The organism is Caballeronia fortuita, assembly GCF_001544835.2.
GTDB lineage: Bacteria > Pseudomonadota > Gammaproteobacteria > Burkholderiales > Burkholderiaceae > Caballeronia > Caballeronia fortuita.
Genome location: NZ_FCNX02000003.1, coordinates 124570 through 141876, shown reverse-complemented (window position 1 = coordinate 141876; position 17307 = coordinate 124570). Strand labels below are relative to the sequence as shown.

The window sequence follows — 17307 nt, the reverse complement described above, 5'->3', positions numbered from 1 at the left end:
AGCCGGGCTTGCCTCGCGGCGCGACCGAGGCCGTGACGGCGCGATCGCATGCATGTGGGTCGCATCTCAAGTCTCCGGTATCCGCCCGGCTGCGTGGCCGGGCGTTTGTAGTCGAACCGCCAGTCGATCGTCTCGTTGCAGCGCGCCGCGTGTGTTTGCATGCTGCGTTTTGCATTACGCATTCACGATTGCCTTTTGTGTTTTGTGTTTTGCGTTATGCGTTTTGCATGCAACATGCAGGCGCGCCGTACACCGCGCGGTGCGCTTATTCGAAGATACGCACCAGATCCTGCGCGATCGGCGAGTATTTCGCGTGCGTGCGCAGCATGAAGCTCGAGAAGCCATCGCTGTTGTGGTGCTTCTTGCGTTCGTTAGGCAAGTCGATGCACTGATTGCGCACCGGGTCTCGCACGAGGCCCATCGGGTCTTCGCCCGCTTCGGCCTTCTTCATTTCGCGGCGAAGTATGCGGCGGTAGATCGCGAGTCCCTGATCCGAAGCGCCAAGGTTTTCGCGCGTGCGGTCCGCGATCGGGCCTTGTGTGATCCACGCCATCATGTCCTGACCGTCGACGTTATCGACGATGAACTCGCCGTCCGCGTCCCTGAACGGCACGTCGTAGGTATGCAGTCGATCGGTGAGGCGCGCCGGCACGTCCATGCCCTTCGGCGGGATGTAGGCGTTGTACCAGAGATGCAGCGTGTGCTCGTCGTCGACCGGCACGCGAATCTGGAACGAGTAATAGCGCGAAGTCTCGTCGCCGTTGCCGACCGCGAGCATGTTCGGGAACACGATCGGATGACCGATGCGCCAGTCGTCCGAGTCCTCCGAATGTCCCGCGAGCAGGCGATGCTTCGTCACACCGAACTCGAACTCGTTGAAGGCGATCTTCTCGTGCTTCGCGCTGATCGCCACCTTGACGCCTTCCTGCTCCTTCTGGAATTCATAGTGATGACCATGCAGCCACTCGGTATGAATCGGGTCGACGGAGTTCTCCATGATCTGCAGCCAGTTCACCGGCAACAACGCACGGCCCATCATGCGGATCGCGCCCGGCGCGACGAAGCCGTCGAAGCGCGGCAACAGCGGACGCGGCTCCGGTCCCATGTATGCGAACAGCACGCCGCCGAGTTCCTCGACCGAATACGCATCGGTCGTGACCTTGTCGCGGAACGTGCAGTTGTCGGGCTCGTTCGGCTGATCGAGACACTTACCCTCCGCGCTGAACTCCCAGCCGTGATACGGGCAGCGGATGCCCTGCTCCGTGGGAATGCCGTGCGCGAACGATGCACGACGATGCGGACATTGCTCCGCAATCAGGCCGCGTCTTCCCTGACGATCCCGAAACAGCACGAGATCCTCGCCGAGCAGACGCACGCGCTTGGTCCATTTGTCGTCGAGTTCGGAAGCCGCCGCGAAAGGCTGCCAGTAGCGGCGCAACAGCTTGCCCATCGGCGTGCCGGGCCCGATGCGCGTCATGGTTTCGTTTTGTTCTGCCGTGAGCATGAGTCGATTCCAGTATGGTGGAAGAAGCGCGCCAGCGGCACCGCCATGCCGCCCGCCTTGAAACTCATATTATGCTTAGGTACCTAACTTAAAAATAATGGAAACTACCGAGTGGGTCGACGTACGTCTTGAAAAGCCCGTCTATGCACCGCAGGGCTTCGTTTAAGCGATGCTATCGCCATCGATGAAGCGACACATCGAATCCGGATTCACCCTAAGAAGCGAATCATTGACAACTTTATCTTAGTTAACTAAGTTTACGAAAAGGCATGCAGTCGTGCCGACAACAAGGTGAGAGGATGAACAAGAGCGAGCAGAAGATCCCACGCGACCCGCAGCCGGGCACGCTGAAACACTGGCGCGAGGCGCTCCCGGAGGAGCGCATGGCGCATCTCGTGAAGGACGCGGCGCGCGGCTTTTCGCGTTCCTTGCAAGCTCGTCTCAGGGAGCACTCGGTGCTCTACGGCCACTGGACCTTTCTGCGCATCCTCTGGCAGACCGATGGCCTCACGCAGCGGCAATTGAGCGAACAGGCGGGCGTCGCGGAGCCGACCACCTTTTCCGCGCTCAAGACGATGGAAACGCTCGGTTATCTCACGCGTCAGAAGCTGCCCGATAATCGCAAGCAGGTGCGCGTCTTTCTCACGCCGAAGGGCGTCGCGCTGCGCAGCGTGCTCGTGCCGTTCGCGATCGACGTCAACCGCATCGCGCTCGGCGGCATCGCACCGGAAGACATCGCGGCCACGCGGCGCACGCTGCTCGCGATGATCGAGAACCTCGCCGCCGACGACATCGCGGCGCCGAAGAACGGCCGCGAGCCGGCCAATGGCGACACGAGCGAGGACACGCTATGACCCACGCAAGCGATGCAGCGAAGACGGTGCGCATCGGCATCGTGGGCTTCGGGACGGCGGGACGCGCATTCGTGCCCGCCATCGCGAAGCACAGCGGCTTCTTCTTCGCGGGCTTCGCCGATCCATCGTCATCGGTACGCGAACGCGGCGCTCGCGAATTCGGCGTCGCGGCTTACGAGAGCATCGACGCGCTCATCGAACGAGGCGCGCTCGACGCCGTGTATGTCGCGTCGCCGACGACGCTGCATCGCGCGCATGTCGAGCTTGCGGCGCGCGCGGGCAAGCACGTGCTCGTCGAAAAGCCGATGGCCGCCACGCTCGACGATGCTCGCGCGATGGTCGCCGCTGCCGATGCAGCCGGCATCGTGCTGCTTGCGGGCCATTCGCACAGCTACGATCAGCCGATTCATGCGATGCGCGCGCTCATCGATTCGGGCGAATTGGGCCGCGTTCGCATGGTGCATACGTGGTGCTTCAGCGACTGGATCTATCGCCCTCGCCGTCCCGACGAGCTCGACGCATCGCAAGGCGGCGGCGTCACCTTGCGTCAAGGCTCGCATCAGTTCGACATCATTCGTCTGCTCGCCGGCGGCGCCGCACGCAGCGTGCGCGCGAAGACGTTCGACTGGGATCCCGAGCGCCGCGCAATCGGCGCGCATACGGTGTTCATCGAATTCGACGATGGTGCCGCCGCCACCGCCGTCTACAACGGCTATGGACGTTTCGCGAGCGCGGAGTTGTGCTTCGACATCGGCGAATGGGGCTTTCCCGCGCAATCGCGCGCGATGGCGAAACCCGCGAGCGTCGAAGATGAATTGCGCGCGAAAGCCGAGCGCGCCCACAACGCGATTCCCGCGAGCGCGCCGAATCAGCCGTTCTTCGGCCTCACGCTCGTCAGTTGCGAACGCGGCGAGATGCGCCAATCACCGAAGGGACTGCTCGTTTATACGCGCGACGGTAAGCGCGAAATTCAATTACCGACCAATGTATCGCCGCGCGAACTCGTGATGCGCGAGTTCCACGATGCGATCAGCGGACGCAAGCGCGCCGTCCACGATGGCAAATGGGGCCTGGCAAATCTCGAAGTCTGCGCCGCGGCGATTGCCTCGTCAGAACGCGGCGAGGAAGTTTTTCTGGAACATCAGGTCGCGCTCGAACGGCGCGCGTGATGTCATGATCGAACTGTGAGGCGGCCAACGAGTCCGCGCGATGAACATGAATACACTTAGCATCCCTGATTTGATCGAAGACACTGACAAAACGCTCACGCTCGTGGTAACGGACAAGCGCGAGATCGCGGAAGACATCTTCCTCTTCGAACTGCGCCACGGGAACGGTGGGCAACTCCCGCCCTTCACCGCAGGCGCGCATCTGTTGGTGCATACGCCCGCCGGCATCGCGCGACGTTACTCGCTGTGCAACGATCCCGCCGAACGCGAGCGTTACGTGATCGCCGTGAAGCGCGATGCCGCAGGCAGTGGCGGCTCCCTCAGCATGGCTCGCGACGTACACGTGGGCGCAACGCTCGGAGTCTCGCCGCCGCTGAACTACTTCGCTCTCTCGGCCGAGGCATCGCGCTATCTGCTGATCGCGGGCGGCATCGGCATCACGCCGATGCGCGCGATGATGGCCGAAATCGCGGCACGCGGCGCGCATTTCGATGTGATCTACTGCACGCGTTCGCCCGAAACGACCGCTTTTCTCGACGAGTTGAAGGCAAGCGATTTCGCTTCGCGCGTGCGCGTGCATCACGATTTCGGCGACCGCGCGCAGTCGCTTGCCATCGCGCCGCTCGTCGCCGAACGTTTCGGCGATACGCACATCTATTGCTGCGGACCGCGCCCGTTGATGCAGGCGGTGCGCGACGCCGCTTCGCACTGGCCGTCTTCCGCCGTGCATTTCGAGGATTTCGGCACGAGCGCGAAAGAAAGCGCATCGGGCGAAAAGCCGTTCAACGTGCGACTTGCGCGCAGCGGCGGATGCGTCAACGTCGCGCCGGGCGAAACGATCCTCGATGCGCTGCGCGCGAACGGCATCGACACGCCCAGTTCCTGCGAAGCGGGCACGTGCGGTTCATGCCGGACACGCCTGCTCGCGGGCGAAGCCGATCATCGCGATTTCGTGCTCGATGACGATGAGCAGACATCGGAGATCATGATCTGCGTATCGCGCGCGCGTTCGGACGAACTCGTGCTCGACCTGTGATGTCCATAAGGCTCGCCTAAGCATTGCTGCCCGATGATTGAAGTTTCGCCGCGCGTTTGCGCCGCCAGCCTTTCATCATCGGAAAATCAGTTCATGCAACCTGCCCGCGCGCCTGTCTATGACGCGACCGCCCGCCTGTTTCACTGGGCCACGGCCGCGCTGCTGCTCATTCAATACGTGCTCGCCTGGACGATGCCGGACGTGCATCGCGACACGAAACCCATCGGGTTGATCGCGTGGCATCTGGGCGTCGGTGTCGCCATCTTCTTGCTCGTGCTCGTGCGGCTGCTCTGGCGCAGCGTGCATGCGGCGCCACCCGAACCCGCGAGCCTGCCGCCCGCCCTGCGCGCGCTCGCGCGATACACGCACTGGCTGCTTTATCTGCTGCTGATCGCAGTTCCGCTGATGGGCTGGGCGAATGCGTCGTCGCGCGACTGGGCTGTCACGCTCTTCGCCGCGATTCCAATGCCGCCGCTTTCGCCGGCCGGATCGTCCGTCGGCCATGCGCTCGGCGACTGGCATCGCGTGTTCGCATGGGTGCTGCTCGCGCTCGTCGGGATGCATGTCGCCGCGGCGCTCTTTCATCAATTCGTCTTGCGCGACGGCACGCTGGGACGCATGTTGCCGACACATCGCAAGGCTGCATCGCCTGAACAATGACGACGATGAGACGCGATTCCATTCTCACTCATCGCGCGTCGTAGGGGTATTGACGACCTGTCACCGTATTCGTCTTTACTCTTCAACAACCAGACGAACGATAAAGGTGACGTCATGGCGTCCCGCACCGAACTCAAGCGCTTCACCTCCAATCTCGCCGACGAACTCGACAGCGCCGCGCTCTACGACACGCTCGCACAAGCCGAGAAGCAGGAAGACAAGCGCCGCGTCTATGCCGGACTGGCCGAAGCCGAGCGCCGTCACGCCGACATATGGGCCGCGAAATTGCGCGCGAATGGCATACAGGTCGAGCCGCATCGCATCAGCGCGAAGACGCGCATCATGCGCACGCTCGCGCAGACCTTCGGACCCGACTTCGTGCTGCGCTCCGTCGCCGCGAATGAAATGGCCGATCGCGATAAATACGCGGGCCAGCCCGATGCCGCGCAGATGTCGGCGGAAGAGCGGCATCACGCCGATATCGTGCAGGAAGTGGCGAACCGCAGCAAAGGTTTGAGCAAGGGCGGCGCCATTGCGGCGGCGGAATCGTGGCACCGCGGCGTGGCATCGGGCAACGACCTGCGTGCCGCCGTGCTCGGTGCGAACGACGGGCTCGTGTCGAACTTCTGTCTCATCATGGGCGTCGCGGGTGCGGGCAGCAACAGCAAAACGGTATTGCTCACGGCATTCGCGGGACTCATCGCGGGTGCATTGTCGATGGCGCTCGGCGAGTGGCTCTCAGTCACGAATGCGCGCGAACTCGCGCGCACGCAGATAGCGCGAGAGAAGGACGAGCTCGATCACATGCCCGATGCGGAGCGTCACGAACTCGCGCTCATCTATCAGGCGAAGGGCATCGATGCGGATCAAGCGAAGCGCGTTGCCGCCCAGATCATGCGCGACAAGGACAAGGCGCTCGATACGCTCACGCGCGAAGAACTCGGCCTCGATCCACGCGAGCTCGGCGGTAATCCGTGGACGGCCGCGCTCGCGTCGTTCACGTTGTTTGCAGTGGGCGCGATCATTCCGGCAATCGCATTTTTATGGGCAAGCGGCGCGTCGGGCATCGCGCAATGCATCGTGCTGAGCGGTCTGGGGCTTGCGGGCATCGGCGTGTTCACGTCGCTGTTCAACGGCCGCGGCGCGATCTTTTCCGCCGTGCGCCAGGTGCTCATCGGCATGATCGCGGCGGCTTGCACCTATGGCATCGGGAAGCTGCTGGGCGTGTCGCTATCGTGAGCGATGCGCCGCGCAATCACGCGCGCGGCGCAACGTGTTCACATCGTCAGATCTTGAACGATTCGAAAGTTTCGGGCGCGAAGATTTCTTCCGGTTCGAGCAAACGCTTCGACAAGCCTTGCTCGTATGAATATCGCAGAAACGTGCGCAGGTTTTCGCGATTCTTATCGATACCGTAAGGCCAGTAATCGTCGCCCATTTCCTTGCGGGTTTCTTCGACGTGCGCATTCAGCCACGGCAGCATCGACTTCAACGCAGCCGTTTCGTTGAGGTCCGCGTACGTGCGGCGCTGCGATTCGATCAACGCCTTATACAGCGATTGCGCGGCCCAGCGATTCGCCTCATACACTTCGCGTCTGAGCACGACGGTATGCATGATCGGGAACATCTTCGTATCGCGGAAGTACTGGCGTTCAACGTCGATATAGTTTTCGAAGAGTCGCTTCACGCGCCCTTTTCCATTCACATACGACGACGGCATGCGCGCCGTGTAAAGCGCGTCGATCTCGCCATCGAGCAGCATCCGCGCTAGCGTCTTGTCCGGGCCGATCTGCTTGACGCGGATGTTCGCGGGCAAATCGAGCTTGAGCTTCTCCGGCCGGTTCGGCTCTTCCTCGCCGCCGGTGTAATACGTCACGCTATCGACGGGCACGCCGTAGTGATCGGAGAGGATGCCGCGAATCCACACGGGCGCGGTCATCTGATACTCGGGATTGCCGATGCGCTTGCCGATCAGATCCTGCGGCTTCTCGATGCCCGAATCGGCGTTCACATAGATGCACGAGTGACGAAAGAAGCGCGACGGGAACACCGGAATTGCAATGAACGGGCGCGGCTCGCGAAAGCACGACATCGTGTACGACGACAGCGACATCTCCGATGCATCGAACTCCTGGTGACGCAGCATACGAAAGAACGTCTCTTCGACGGGCATGTTCAGATAGTTCAGATCGATGCCGTCCGGCTGCACGCTCCCGTCCATCAATGCGCGCGTGCGGTCGTAATTCCAGCATCCGAAGGTGAGTCTGAGCTTGGACAAGGTCTGCTCCTGGCAGCGTGTGAGAATTCATGCAATGCGCGATGCTTCGCCGCGCATCAATAGAACTGATCGAAATGCACCTGTTCGAACGGCACCTTCAACGCGATGAGCGCGCGCTGGATCGCGGTGCCCATCGCAGGCGGGCCGGCGAAGTAGATTTCCATGTCGCGCAGGTTCTCGCCGAAGAGCGTTTCGGCGACGGTGTGAACGAAGCCGACGTGACCGTCCCATGTGGTCTCGCTATCCGGCATGACATCGGATACGGCAGCCTGAAAATGCAGGCGCTCGGCCCAGCCTGGCAGTTCTTCGAGCATGTCGCGGCCGCATACGTCGCGCGGCGTGCGGCCGCCGTAGAGGAAGTGCAGCCTGACGCCATCGAGCGAGGCATCAGCCGCGACGCCGCGCGCAATCGAAATCATCGGCGCGAGTCCCGAACCGCCTGCGATGCACAGGATGTCGCGCTTCACGTCGCGACGCAGATAGGCCATGCCGTACGGCCCGTCGATGCCGATGCGTGTGCCGATATCGAGCGCATCGAAGAGCACGCCCGTGCCTTGCCCGTTCGGCACGCGGCGCACCTGAAAATGCAGCTCGCGCGGGGCATCGACGTTATCGGCGATATTGCTCATCGAATACGCGCGCTGACCTTGCACGCCGGGCAGCGTCAGCAGCGCATACTGGCCCGGCTCGAAGGGCATGTCGCCCGAGAGCGTGAAGCGAAACTCTTCGATGTCATGCGTGATCGCGCGGCGCTCGGTCAACGTGCCGGTCACGCGGCGCGGTGCATGTCTCGGCGCGTAGTGCGCAGACGGACGCATCTTGATCGTGCAGTCGCTGCGCGGCGCGCTTTGGCAGCCGAGATAGCGGCGCCGCTCGCGATCCTTCGCGGTCCAGCCGGGCGCATCGGGCCACACGACATCGACTTCACCTTCGATCAGTTCGAACTTGCAGTTGCCGCACGCGCCCACGTTGCATTCGTAGGGAAACGCGATGCCCGCGCGCAAGGCCGAGCGCAGCATCACATCGCCGGCGTCGCATTCGAAAGTCCGGTCAGATGCTGCGAGCGTGATGCGATGTGCGTGGCCGTTCGAATGCATGAATCCACCTTGTTTCAAGAGTTATTTCATAGCGGCCGATGAAATCCGAGGGTTGCGGAGATGCCTTCGGCCGCGGTAATCAAATGCGGCACCGCCGCGCGCAGCGCCTTCTTCGTGAGCCGTTGCGCCGGCCCGCCGATGCCGACCGCCGCCACCACGTTGCCCGTGATATCGCGCACGGGCGCCGCGATGCCGCGCATGCCGACTTCCGACTCTTCGTCGTCGATCGAATAGCCGTCGCGGCGCGCGGCTTCCAGCGTCTTCAAAAAAACCTGCGTGTCGGTGTTCGTCTTCGGCGTGCGCGCGGCGAGCCCTTCCTTCAGCACGCGCGAAATGACATCGGGCGTGCGCGATGCGAGCAGCACATGACCTTCGGCCGTGCAGAACGCGGGCTTGCGCACGCCGATATACGAACGCATGCGGATCGCCTGATCGCTCTCGAGATTGAACAGATACACGATGCTCGTATCGTCCAGCACCGCGAGATGCACGGTTTCGTCGGTGTGCTCGCGCAGCACGTGCAGAAACGGCACGGCCTGCTTCGCTACATCGAAACGCCGCCGCACCAGCGCGCCCAGCGTGAACAACTGAATGCCCAGGCGATAGCGCCCGTTGTCCGCGTTCTGCTCGAGCATGCCCTCGGCCAGCAACGCGCTCGCTAGCCGATGCGCCGTGCTCTTCGCAATGCCCATGCGTTTCGCGAGCGTGCTGATGCCCAATTCCGGCTCGTGCTCCGAGAAGACCTTCAGCAACTGGAGCGCTGCCGTCACCGACGACAGGCGCTGCGGTCCTTCGTCTTTCTCCTGCGCCTTGCCCGCTTCGACCTGCGTGACATCCGATTTGACCAAAATATACTCCAGAAACATTGGAATGGAATAGCGTTCCGTATAAAGGAACGCACGGCGGTAGCCCTTCACTGCGACAACCACGCACGCATGACGCGAAAACAACGGATCGTTCGGATTCCGGACGGCGAAGCCTCGCTTCGATGCGGAATAACCCTGACTAGCTTTCGTTCCGCTTGACTTAGGGACCTAATCAAAGCCAAACTCAGTTCGTCCCATTCTAGCAGACCATCGTTCTGTATAGCGGAACGGGATGGCTGTTCCCGGAAAGACGTCAACCGATCGGCGCATCGGACATTCGATCAAGGAAAGCGCCCGAGGAGGCGTGCAAATCACGCATACGCTTAGACATCCAAATCAATAGAGCGTCGATAAAAAAATTCCGTAGCAAAGCATCCCGGTTCACAAGCGACCGGCATCACTATGAATCAAGGGACGGAGACCCCATGAAAAAGGCAGCGTTGTTTCTCGCACTTCCCATGCTGGCCGGTGCCGGCGTGGCACACGCTCAAAGCTCGGTAACGTTGTACGGTCTGCTCGATGCAGGTCTCGTCTATATCAACAATCAGTCGGGCCATGCGAACATCGAGACGGTGACGGGACAGACGAACGGCAGCCGCTGGGGTTTGCGCGGTTCGGAAGACCTGGGCGGCGGCATGAAGGCGATATTCACGCTCGAAAACGGTTTCGACACATCCAACGGCAAGCTGCTGCAAGGCGGACGCGAGTTTGGCCGGCAAGCGTTCGTGGGTCTGTCGAGCCCTTACGGCACGGTCACGCTCGGCCGCCAGTACGATCCGATGACCGAGTGGATCGGCGAAATCGCGGCGACGTCGCTGTGGGCATGGGTCGGCACGCACCCAGGCGACTTCGACAATCTCAACTCGAACTTCCGCGTCAACAACGCCGTGAAGTACATGTCGCCGAATCTGTATGGCTTGCGCCTGTCGGGCATCTTCGCGCCCGGCGGCGTCGCGGGCAACTTCGCATCCGGACGTGTCTACACGCTCGCGGCGTCGTACGTGAACGGTCCGATCACCGCCGCGATCGCTTACGACAACGTGAACAACCCATCGGTGTCTGCATACGACGGCACGGTGAATCCCGGTCAGCCCGGCTACACGTCACCGGGCAAGAGCCCTGTCTATAGCGGCTATGCGTCGGCGAATTCGGTCGAGATCTTCGGTGCGGGGATCTCCTATAGCTTCGGCGCGGGCAAGGTCGGTTTCGTTTATACGAACACGCGCTACAACGACATCCTGCGCACGCCGACCACGCCGAACACGGGCAAGGCCACGTTCAACAGCTATGAAGTCAATGCGCGCTGGTTCGTGATTCCCTCGCTGCAGATCGCCGCATCCTTCGATTACACCAAGGCCGAATCGGCGAAATACGAGCAAGTGGACTTCGGGCCGGATTACTTCATCTCGAAGCGCACCGATCTGAACCTCGTCGGCGTATGGCAGCACGCATCGGGTATCGACTCGACGGGCAAGCCCGCGGTCGCTGCGATCGGCTCGCTCGGCCAGTCCACGACGCCCAATCAGGTGGCGGTCAAGCTCTCGCTGCGTCATCGCTTCTAAACACGTTTGCATTGACACGGCGCGGCGCCTCGCTGGCCACGCGCCACGGACGTTCGATCAAGGAGACCGGTAGTGAAAGGAGTCAGGGTATGGGGCGCGGCGCTCGTCGCGTGCGTGATGGCGGGAACGGGCGCGGCAGGCGCGGCCGATCTGACGACCGTGCGTGTCGGCATTGCCAACGCGAGCAGTGACGTGGCGTTTTTCATCGCGGAGAAAAAGGGTTATTTCCGTCAGGAAGGGCTCGACGCGAAGTTCATCCCGTTCGACTCCGGCGCGAAGATGGTCGCGCCGCTCGGGGCGGGCCAGCTCGACGTCGCGGGCGGATCGCCGTCGGCTGGCCTGTATAACGCGGTCGTGCGCGGCATCGGCATCAGGATCGTTGCCGATAAAGGATCGACGCCGCCGGGTTATGGCTATCAGCCCTTGCTCGTGCGCGCGGATCTCGTCGCGAACGGGCGCTACAAGTCGCTCGCCGATCTGAAGGGGATGAAGGTCGCGGGCAGCGCGACGGGCAGCGCATCGACCTCGACGATGAACGAAGCGCTCAAGAAGGCCGGCCTCAAGACGAGCGACGTCGAACGCATCTATCTGTCGTTTCCGCAACACGTGATGGCGCTGCAGAACAAGGCCGTCGATGCGGCGCTCACCACGGAGCCATCGGCTACCGAAGCCGTGAAGCGCGGCGCTGCGGTGCGCGTCGTCGGTGACGATCAAATTTATCCGAATCATCAGCTTGCGGTCGTGCTCTATTCGACCGGCTTCATCAAGGACCATCCGGACGCGGCAAAGGCGTTCATGCGCGCATATATCCGCGCGGTGCGCGACTACAACAACGCGCTTCTGAACGGCAAGCTCGCTGGCCCGAACGCACCCGAAGTGATCTCGATCCTCACCGAATACACGCCGATCAAAGACCCGAACATCTATCGCACGATCGTGCCGCAGGGCACGAACCCGGATGGCAAGCTCAACGTCGCGAGCCTGGAGAACGATCTCGCGTTCTTCAAGAGCGAAGGCGTCGTGAAGGGCAACGTGACGGTCGCGCAAGTGCTCGATACGTCGTTCGCGCAAAACGCCGTGAAGGAACTCGGCCCGTACAAACCGACCAGGTAAGGAGCCGGCATGTCGATCCCCTCTCTCTCCGATGATGCACCGGTCAAGATCCGCCTGCGCAATCTGACCAAGTCGTTTCAATCGGGCGGCGGCACCGTCACCGCGCTCGACAACATGTCGCTCGATATCCCGACGGGCTGCTTCTTCATGATCGTCGGGCCGAGCGGCTGCGGCAAGTCCACCTTGCTGCGCATGCTCGCCAATCTCGACGAACCGACGAGCGGCACCGTCGAGATCAGCGCGCCCGCTGAAAATCGCCCGAGCAATTCGATGGTCTTCCAGGGCGATTCGCTCTTTCCGTGGATGACCGTGTGGGACAACGCGGCCTATGGTCTCTCGTTGCGCGGCGTGCCGAAGGCGCAGATCAAGGAAGTGGTCGGTCACTATCTGAGCCGCACGGGTCTCACACGCTTTGCGAAGGCTTATCCGCATCAGCTATCGGGCGGTATGCGTCAGCGCGTATCGATCGCGCGTGCGTTTGCCAACGATCCCGACATTCTCCTGATGGACGAACCCTTTTCCGCGCTCGACGAACAGAACAAGGTGCTGTTGCAGGAAGAACTGCTGCGCATCTGGGAAGAGACGCGCAAGACGGTGCTCTTCATCACGCATAGCGTCGATGAAGCGGTGACGCTCGGGGATCGCGTGATGATCATGACCGCGCAACCGGGCACGGCAAAGCAGATCGTCGATGTGCCCTTCGAGCGTCCGCGCTCCGTGCTCGAACTGCGTTCGCGGCCCGAATACGGCGAGTTCGTCTATTCCATCTGGGGACAACTGCGCGAGGAAGTTCAGCGCGCCCGTTCACGCGATCTTGGCGAGATTCAAGCATGAAAACCGCGCAAAAACTCACAGCACCGGCAGTGCGATACAAGTCCTCTTCCTCTCGGCTCAAGCGCTGGTTCTCGGGCAACAACCGCGACCGCATGATCAGCATCGCATCGCCGGTCGTGCTGCTGATCGTGTGGCAGATACTCGCGGAAACGGGCGTCATCGACGAGCGCTTCTTTCCAGCGCCGTCAAAAGTATTCGGCACGTTCATCGCGCTCGTGAACGACGGCTCGCTCTGGGAGAACACGTGGGCCACGCTGCAACGTCTCTTCTGGGGCACCCTTGCCGGCGGCATTCCGGCGTTGATGCTCGGCGTCGCGATCGGTCTGTCGCGGCCGCTTCGCGCGGTATTCGATCCGCTGATCGCGGCGACATACCCGGTGCCCAAGAGCGCGATCTTCCCGCTGTTGCTGCTGATCTGCGGCCTCGGTGAAGCATCGAAGATCGTGATGGTCGCGATCGGCGTGTTCTTCCCCGTGCTCATCAATACCGCGACGGGCGTGCTCGAGATCAACAAGATCTATCTCGACGTAGGCCGCAATTTCCGCGCGAGCCGCTGGCAAGTGTTTCGTACGATCGCATTACCCGGCGCCGTGCCGCACATCATGAGCGGCATCAAGCTCGGCATCGGCCTCGGTCTCATGTTGATCGCGATCGCGGAGATGATCGGATCGAAGAGCGGTCTCGGCTACATGATCTGGAATGCGTGGGAGCTGCTTTCCGTCGAGCAGATGTATGTGGGCCTGCTCGTAATCGCCGCGCTCGGTTACATCATTTCGGTCGTGCTGACCGAACTCGAACGCAAGCTGATTCCGTGGAAATCTTCGCGTTGATCGCGTAATCATTACGTCACGTCATGAATTCGTCCGCAACGATTCAAACCGAAAGCCACAGCGGCCAGAAGCGCATGCTGGCCGACGCGATCCTGATGCTCGAACGCGCCGAGGTCATCGACTTCAACGGGCACGCAAGCTGGCGCGTGCCCGGCCAGGAACGCATGCTCATCAACTCCGGGGCGTCGGTGCGCAGCGCGCTCACGGCAGCGGATATCGTCATCGTCGATTTCGACGGCAACCTGATCGAAGGCGATGCCGTGCCGCCGATGGAGTTTCATATTCACTCCGAGATCTATCGCAAGCGCCCCGATGTCGGATCGGTGATTCACGCGCATCCGTTATGGTCGACGCTCTTCAGCATGACGGGCAAGCAAGTGCGGCCCGTCATCATGCAGGCGGCCGTGCTCGGCGAGATCCGGCACTTCGCGAAGACCGCGTCGATCAACCGCAAGGAGCTCGGTGAAGAACTGGCCGATGCGCTCGGGCCGCATCGTGTCGCGATGTTGAAGTCGCATGGCTCGGTGATCGCTGCGTCGAGCATTCTTGAAGCGTTCGTGCTCGCGTTCTATCTCGAAGAGAATGCGCATCGCCAGTATCTTGCGAGTCAGCTCGGCGAACCGGCCGTGCTCGATGCGGATCAGATCGCGATCATTCAACGCAATCTATGGAAGCCGAATCTGCTGCAGAAGGTGTGGGACTATCACGCGGGCAAGCTCGGCGCGCGCGCTTGAGTGTCTTATCCGATGCATCGTGAACGCATACCGGTCTATGTCGTCACCGGCTTTCTCGGCAGCGGCAAATCCACACTGCTCTCGCGCTGGCTGAAACAAGCGCCCTTCTCCGACGCCGCGCTCATCGTCAACGAGATCGGCGAAGTCGGCATCGATCACGCGACGCTCGGCTTCGCGGGCGACGCGTCGATGCTGCTCGCCGATGCATGCGTCTGTTGCAGCGGCTTGCCCGCGCTCAACGAAGCGCTCGAACAATTGTTCTGGGCGCGGCTGCATCGCAGCATCGCGCGCTTCAAAATGGTCGTCATCGAAACGACCGGTCTCGCCGATCCCGGGCCGCTCGCCGCATCCCTGAGTCTCAATGCGTTCGTGAAGGAGCGCTATCGCATCGCGGGCACATTCACGACGATCTCCGCGCCCCATGCAGCCGATACCCTCACCCGCTACGCCGAAGCGCGCGCGCAACTCAAAGGCGCGGACGCCGTCATCGTCACGAAGACCGATCTCGCGAACGACGAAGAACTCGCCGCCGTGCAGGCGCGGTTGCGGGGCGCACGCGTCGCGCATTCGGCAAACGGCAGTCTCGCGTTGCAGGATGCACTCGCGTTGCTCTCGCTGCCCGCGCCAGCAATCGAGAACATCGCCGCGCTGCCCTTCTCGCTCACGCATTCGCACGATGCGCAGACGCGCTTCATCCCCATCGACGAGGCGCGCGATATCGACGCGCTGGACGCGCAGATACAGGCGATCAGGGCGCAGCACGGCGAGTCGCTTTTGAGGCTGAAGGGAATGGTGCGGCTGAAGGATAGCGACGCGCTCGCGCTCGTGCAGTACGCGCGCGGCGATGCATCCGCGCAAATCACCGAATGTCCCGCTAACGCGGTCAGAAGCGGTCTTACGTTGATCTTGAAAGCGTAGACGCGACGTCAGGCGCGTCCCAACGCACGCGTTGTCGCGGCTCATTCATTCGCCGTCGATCTCGATGGTCACCTCGCCCTCTTCGACACGCGTCTTGTAGGTCTTGAGCGGAATCATGCAAGGCGGCGCGACGACTTCGCCCGTCCTGATGTTGAACGAGCCGTTATGGAAATCGCACTCCACCACGTCGCCGTCGATATAGCCCTCGGACAACGAGCCCGGACCATGCGTGCAGGTGTCGTTGGTGACGAAGTATTCGCCTTGAATGTTGAACACGGCCAGCGTGAGGCCGTTCTTCTCGACCTTGATGGCGTGACCGTCGGCGACGTCGCCGGCTTTGCAAAGACGGGCAAATGCGCAAGCTTGATGCATCGGTTATCTCCTTCTTCCGTTTGACATGAGGCTGGGGCAAATGATAACTTTGTTCCTGTTCGATGAACAGCGTTCCTTTATACGGAACACGACGAAAAGGTCACGAAAGAAAGAACCGCATCGAGGCGGCATGAGCGACGGTCCACACGAACATCCGTCGAGAGACGAGCGCAAACCCTGAGGCAAGCACTATGTTGAGAAAAGAGCAAAACGATCTGGTCACGCAAACCGGCCCCGGCACACCGATGGGCGAGTTGTTCCGCCGTTTCTGGCTGCCCGCGCTGTTATCCGAGGAAGTTGTCGAAGCGGGCGGCGAGCCGGTGCGTCTGCAATTGCTGTCGGAGCGCATGCTCGCGTTTCGCGATTCGGAAGGAAAGCTCGGCCTCATCGACGAGTTCTGCGCGCATCGCGGCGTTTCGCTCTGGTTCGGCCGCAACGAGGAAGGCGGCATCCGCTGCCCGTATCACGGCTGGAAATATGATGTGACCGGCCAGTGCATCGACGTGCCGTCGGAGCCCGCTGCGAGCGGCTATTGCAACAAGATCAAGCTCAAGAGCTATCCGCTTGTCGAGCAGGGCGGCGTGGTCTGGGTCTACATGGGACCGAAGGAACAGCAACCGCCGCTGCCCGCATTCGAGTTCTCCACTGTGCCGCAGAGCCAGTCGTTCACGAGCAAGCGGCTGCAGGAGTGCAACTGGCTGCAGGCGCTCGAAGGCGGCGTCGATTCGAGCCACGTGTCGTTCCTGCATAGCGGCAGCCTCAACACGGACCCGCTTTTCAAGGGTTCGCGCGGCAATCAATACAACCTTTCCGATCTGAGCCCGGTGTTCGAAGTGGTGGAATCGGATGGCGGCCTGTTCATCGGCGCGCGGCGCAATGCCGAGGACGACCAATACTACTGGCGCATCACGCCGTGGGTCATGCCCTGCTTCACGATGGTTCCGCCGCGCGGCGATCATCCGGTGCATGGCCACTTCTGGGTGCCCATCGACGATGAAAACTGCTGGGCCTGGAGCTTCGATTACCATCCGACGCGCGACCTCACGGAAGCTGAGGTGCAGGCGATGAAAGACGGCAAGGGCATACACGTGCGCTACATTCCCGGCACCTACATTCCGCTGCAGAATAAGACCAACGACTATCTGATGGACCGCGCCGCGCAGAAGGCCGGCATCACTTACAGCGGCGTGGAAGGCATCGCGATGCAGGACGCATCGCTACAGGAAAGCATGGGTCCGATTCAGGACCGCACGCGCGAGAACCTCGTATCGACGGACAACGGCATCATCATGGTGCGTCATCGCTTGATGAAGGCGGCGCGCGCGCTCGCGGAGAAAGGCGTCGAGCCGCCGGGACGCGATCCCGAATCGCAGAAGGTGCGTTCGGTCGCGATCGTGCTTCATCGAGAAAAGCCCTTCAAGGAAGGCGCGCACGACGCGCTCCACGCCGAAGCGGGCAAGGCGCACACGACCATCTGACG

Annotated in this window: 17 protein-coding genes; 12 read left to right on the top strand and 5 right to left on the bottom strand. The window is 61.9% G+C overall.

Annotated features, from left to right (window positions below):
• Positions 1 to 265: 265 nt before the first annotated feature.
• On the bottom strand, positions 266 to 1504 hold the full coding sequence (locus AWB77_RS07620; protein ID WP_061133812.1) for an aromatic ring-hydroxylating dioxygenase subunit alpha: 1239 nt from the start codon (positions 1502 to 1504) through the stop codon (positions 266 to 268).
• Positions 1505 to 1803: 299 nt separating this feature from the next.
• Between AWB77_RS07620 and AWB77_RS07615 the strand changes: the two genes are divergently transcribed.
• From AWB77_RS07615 to AWB77_RS07595, 5 genes are all read left to right on the top strand, one after another.
• On the top strand, positions 1804 to 2358 hold the full coding sequence (locus AWB77_RS07615; protein ID WP_061133811.1) for a MarR family winged helix-turn-helix transcriptional regulator: 555 nt from the start codon (positions 1804 to 1806) through the stop codon (positions 2356 to 2358).
• Positions 2355 to 3527, top strand: a complete 1173-nt coding sequence (locus tag AWB77_RS07610; protein WP_061133810.1) for a Gfo/Idh/MocA family protein — start codon at positions 2355 to 2357, stop codon at positions 3525 to 3527. Before AWB77_RS07615 ends, AWB77_RS07610 begins: the two co-directional genes overlap by 4 nt.
• Positions 3528 to 3573: 46 nt before the next feature.
• The gene (locus AWB77_RS07605) at positions 3574 to 4563 is read left to right on the top strand and encodes a PDR/VanB family oxidoreductase (RefSeq protein ID WP_061134073.1); all 990 of its coding nucleotides are present in this window, start codon (positions 3574 to 3576) and stop codon (positions 4561 to 4563) included.
• Between the two features lie 93 nt (positions 4564 to 4656).
• Positions 4657 to 5223 carry a cytochrome b gene (locus AWB77_RS07600; protein ID WP_061134072.1) on the top strand — a complete coding sequence of 189 codons (567 nt, stop codon included), beginning with the start codon at positions 4657 to 4659 and terminating at the stop codon, positions 5221 to 5223.
• Between the two features lie 114 nt (positions 5224 to 5337).
• Positions 5338 to 6462 carry a VIT1/CCC1 transporter family protein gene (locus AWB77_RS07595; RefSeq protein ID WP_061133809.1) on the top strand — a complete coding sequence of 375 codons (1125 nt, stop codon included), beginning with the start codon at positions 5338 to 5340 and terminating at the stop codon, positions 6460 to 6462.
• A gap of 46 nt (positions 6463 to 6508) precedes the next feature.
• On the opposite strand, the gene AWB77_RS07590 is transcribed toward AWB77_RS07595, so the two are convergent.
• The 3 genes from AWB77_RS07590 to AWB77_RS07580 are packed head-to-tail and all read right to left on the bottom strand — an operon-like array spanning position 6509 to position 9446.
• The gene (locus AWB77_RS07590) at positions 6509 to 7501 is read right to left on the bottom strand and encodes a hypothetical protein (protein WP_061133808.1); all 993 of its coding nucleotides are present in this window, start codon (positions 7499 to 7501) and stop codon (positions 6509 to 6511) included.
• Between the two features lie 56 nt (positions 7502 to 7557).
• A complete protein-coding gene (locus AWB77_RS07585) occupies positions 7558 to 8616 on the bottom strand; it encodes a 2Fe-2S iron-sulfur cluster-binding protein (protein ID WP_244158486.1) in 1059 nt (352 codons plus the stop codon).
• Between the two features lie 8 nt (positions 8617 to 8624).
• Positions 8625 to 9446 (bottom strand): IclR family transcriptional regulator, encoded by an 822-nt coding sequence (locus tag AWB77_RS07580; RefSeq protein WP_244158485.1) that lies wholly within the window; start codon positions 9444 to 9446, stop codon positions 8625 to 8627.
• Positions 9447 to 9889: 443 nt separating this feature from the next.
• Here AWB77_RS07580 and AWB77_RS07575 point away from each other — a divergent pair, with 443 nt between their 5' ends.
• From AWB77_RS07575 to AWB77_RS07550, 6 genes are all read left to right on the top strand, one after another.
• Positions 9890 to 11026 (top strand): porin, encoded by a 1137-nt coding sequence (locus tag AWB77_RS07575; protein WP_061133806.1) that lies wholly within the window; start codon positions 9890 to 9892, stop codon positions 11024 to 11026.
• Positions 11027 to 11098: 72 nt separating this feature from the next.
• Positions 11099 to 12139 carry an ABC transporter substrate-binding protein gene (locus tag AWB77_RS07570; RefSeq protein ID WP_082852609.1) on the top strand — a complete coding sequence of 347 codons (1041 nt, stop codon included), beginning with the start codon at positions 11099 to 11101 and terminating at the stop codon, positions 12137 to 12139.
• A gap of 9 nt (positions 12140 to 12148) precedes the next feature.
• Positions 12149 to 12973: an ABC transporter ATP-binding protein gene (locus AWB77_RS07565; RefSeq protein WP_061133805.1), complete on the top strand. Its 825-nt coding sequence runs from the start codon at positions 12149 to 12151 to the stop codon at positions 12971 to 12973.
• Complete coding sequence (locus tag AWB77_RS07560) at positions 12970 to 13803, top strand: ABC transporter permease (protein WP_061133804.1); 834 nt, start codon at positions 12970 to 12972, stop codon at positions 13801 to 13803. Before AWB77_RS07565 ends, AWB77_RS07560 begins: the two co-directional genes overlap by 4 nt.
• A gap of 23 nt (positions 13804 to 13826) precedes the next feature.
• Complete coding sequence (locus AWB77_RS07555; protein WP_061133803.1) at positions 13827 to 14537, top strand: class II aldolase/adducin family protein; 711 nt, start codon at positions 13827 to 13829, stop codon at positions 14535 to 14537.
• A 12-nt stretch (positions 14538 to 14549) separates the two neighbouring features.
• Positions 14550 to 15455, top strand: coding sequence for a CobW family GTP-binding protein (locus tag AWB77_RS07550; protein WP_061134069.1), 906 nt, complete (start codon positions 14550 to 14552; stop codon positions 15453 to 15455).
• Between the two features lie 45 nt (positions 15456 to 15500).
• Here the strand turns inward: AWB77_RS07550 and AWB77_RS07545 are convergent, their stop codons facing one another.
• Complete coding sequence (locus AWB77_RS07545) at positions 15501 to 15827, bottom strand: non-heme iron oxygenase ferredoxin subunit (protein ID WP_061133802.1); 327 nt, start codon at positions 15825 to 15827, stop codon at positions 15501 to 15503.
• A 191-nt stretch (positions 15828 to 16018) separates the two neighbouring features.
• Here AWB77_RS07545 and AWB77_RS07540 point away from each other — a divergent pair, with 191 nt between their 5' ends.
• Entirely contained in the window at positions 16019 to 17305 is a 1287-nt protein-coding gene (locus AWB77_RS07540; protein ID WP_061133801.1) for an aromatic ring-hydroxylating dioxygenase subunit alpha, read from the top strand.
• Positions 17306 to 17307: the final 2 nt, after the last annotated feature.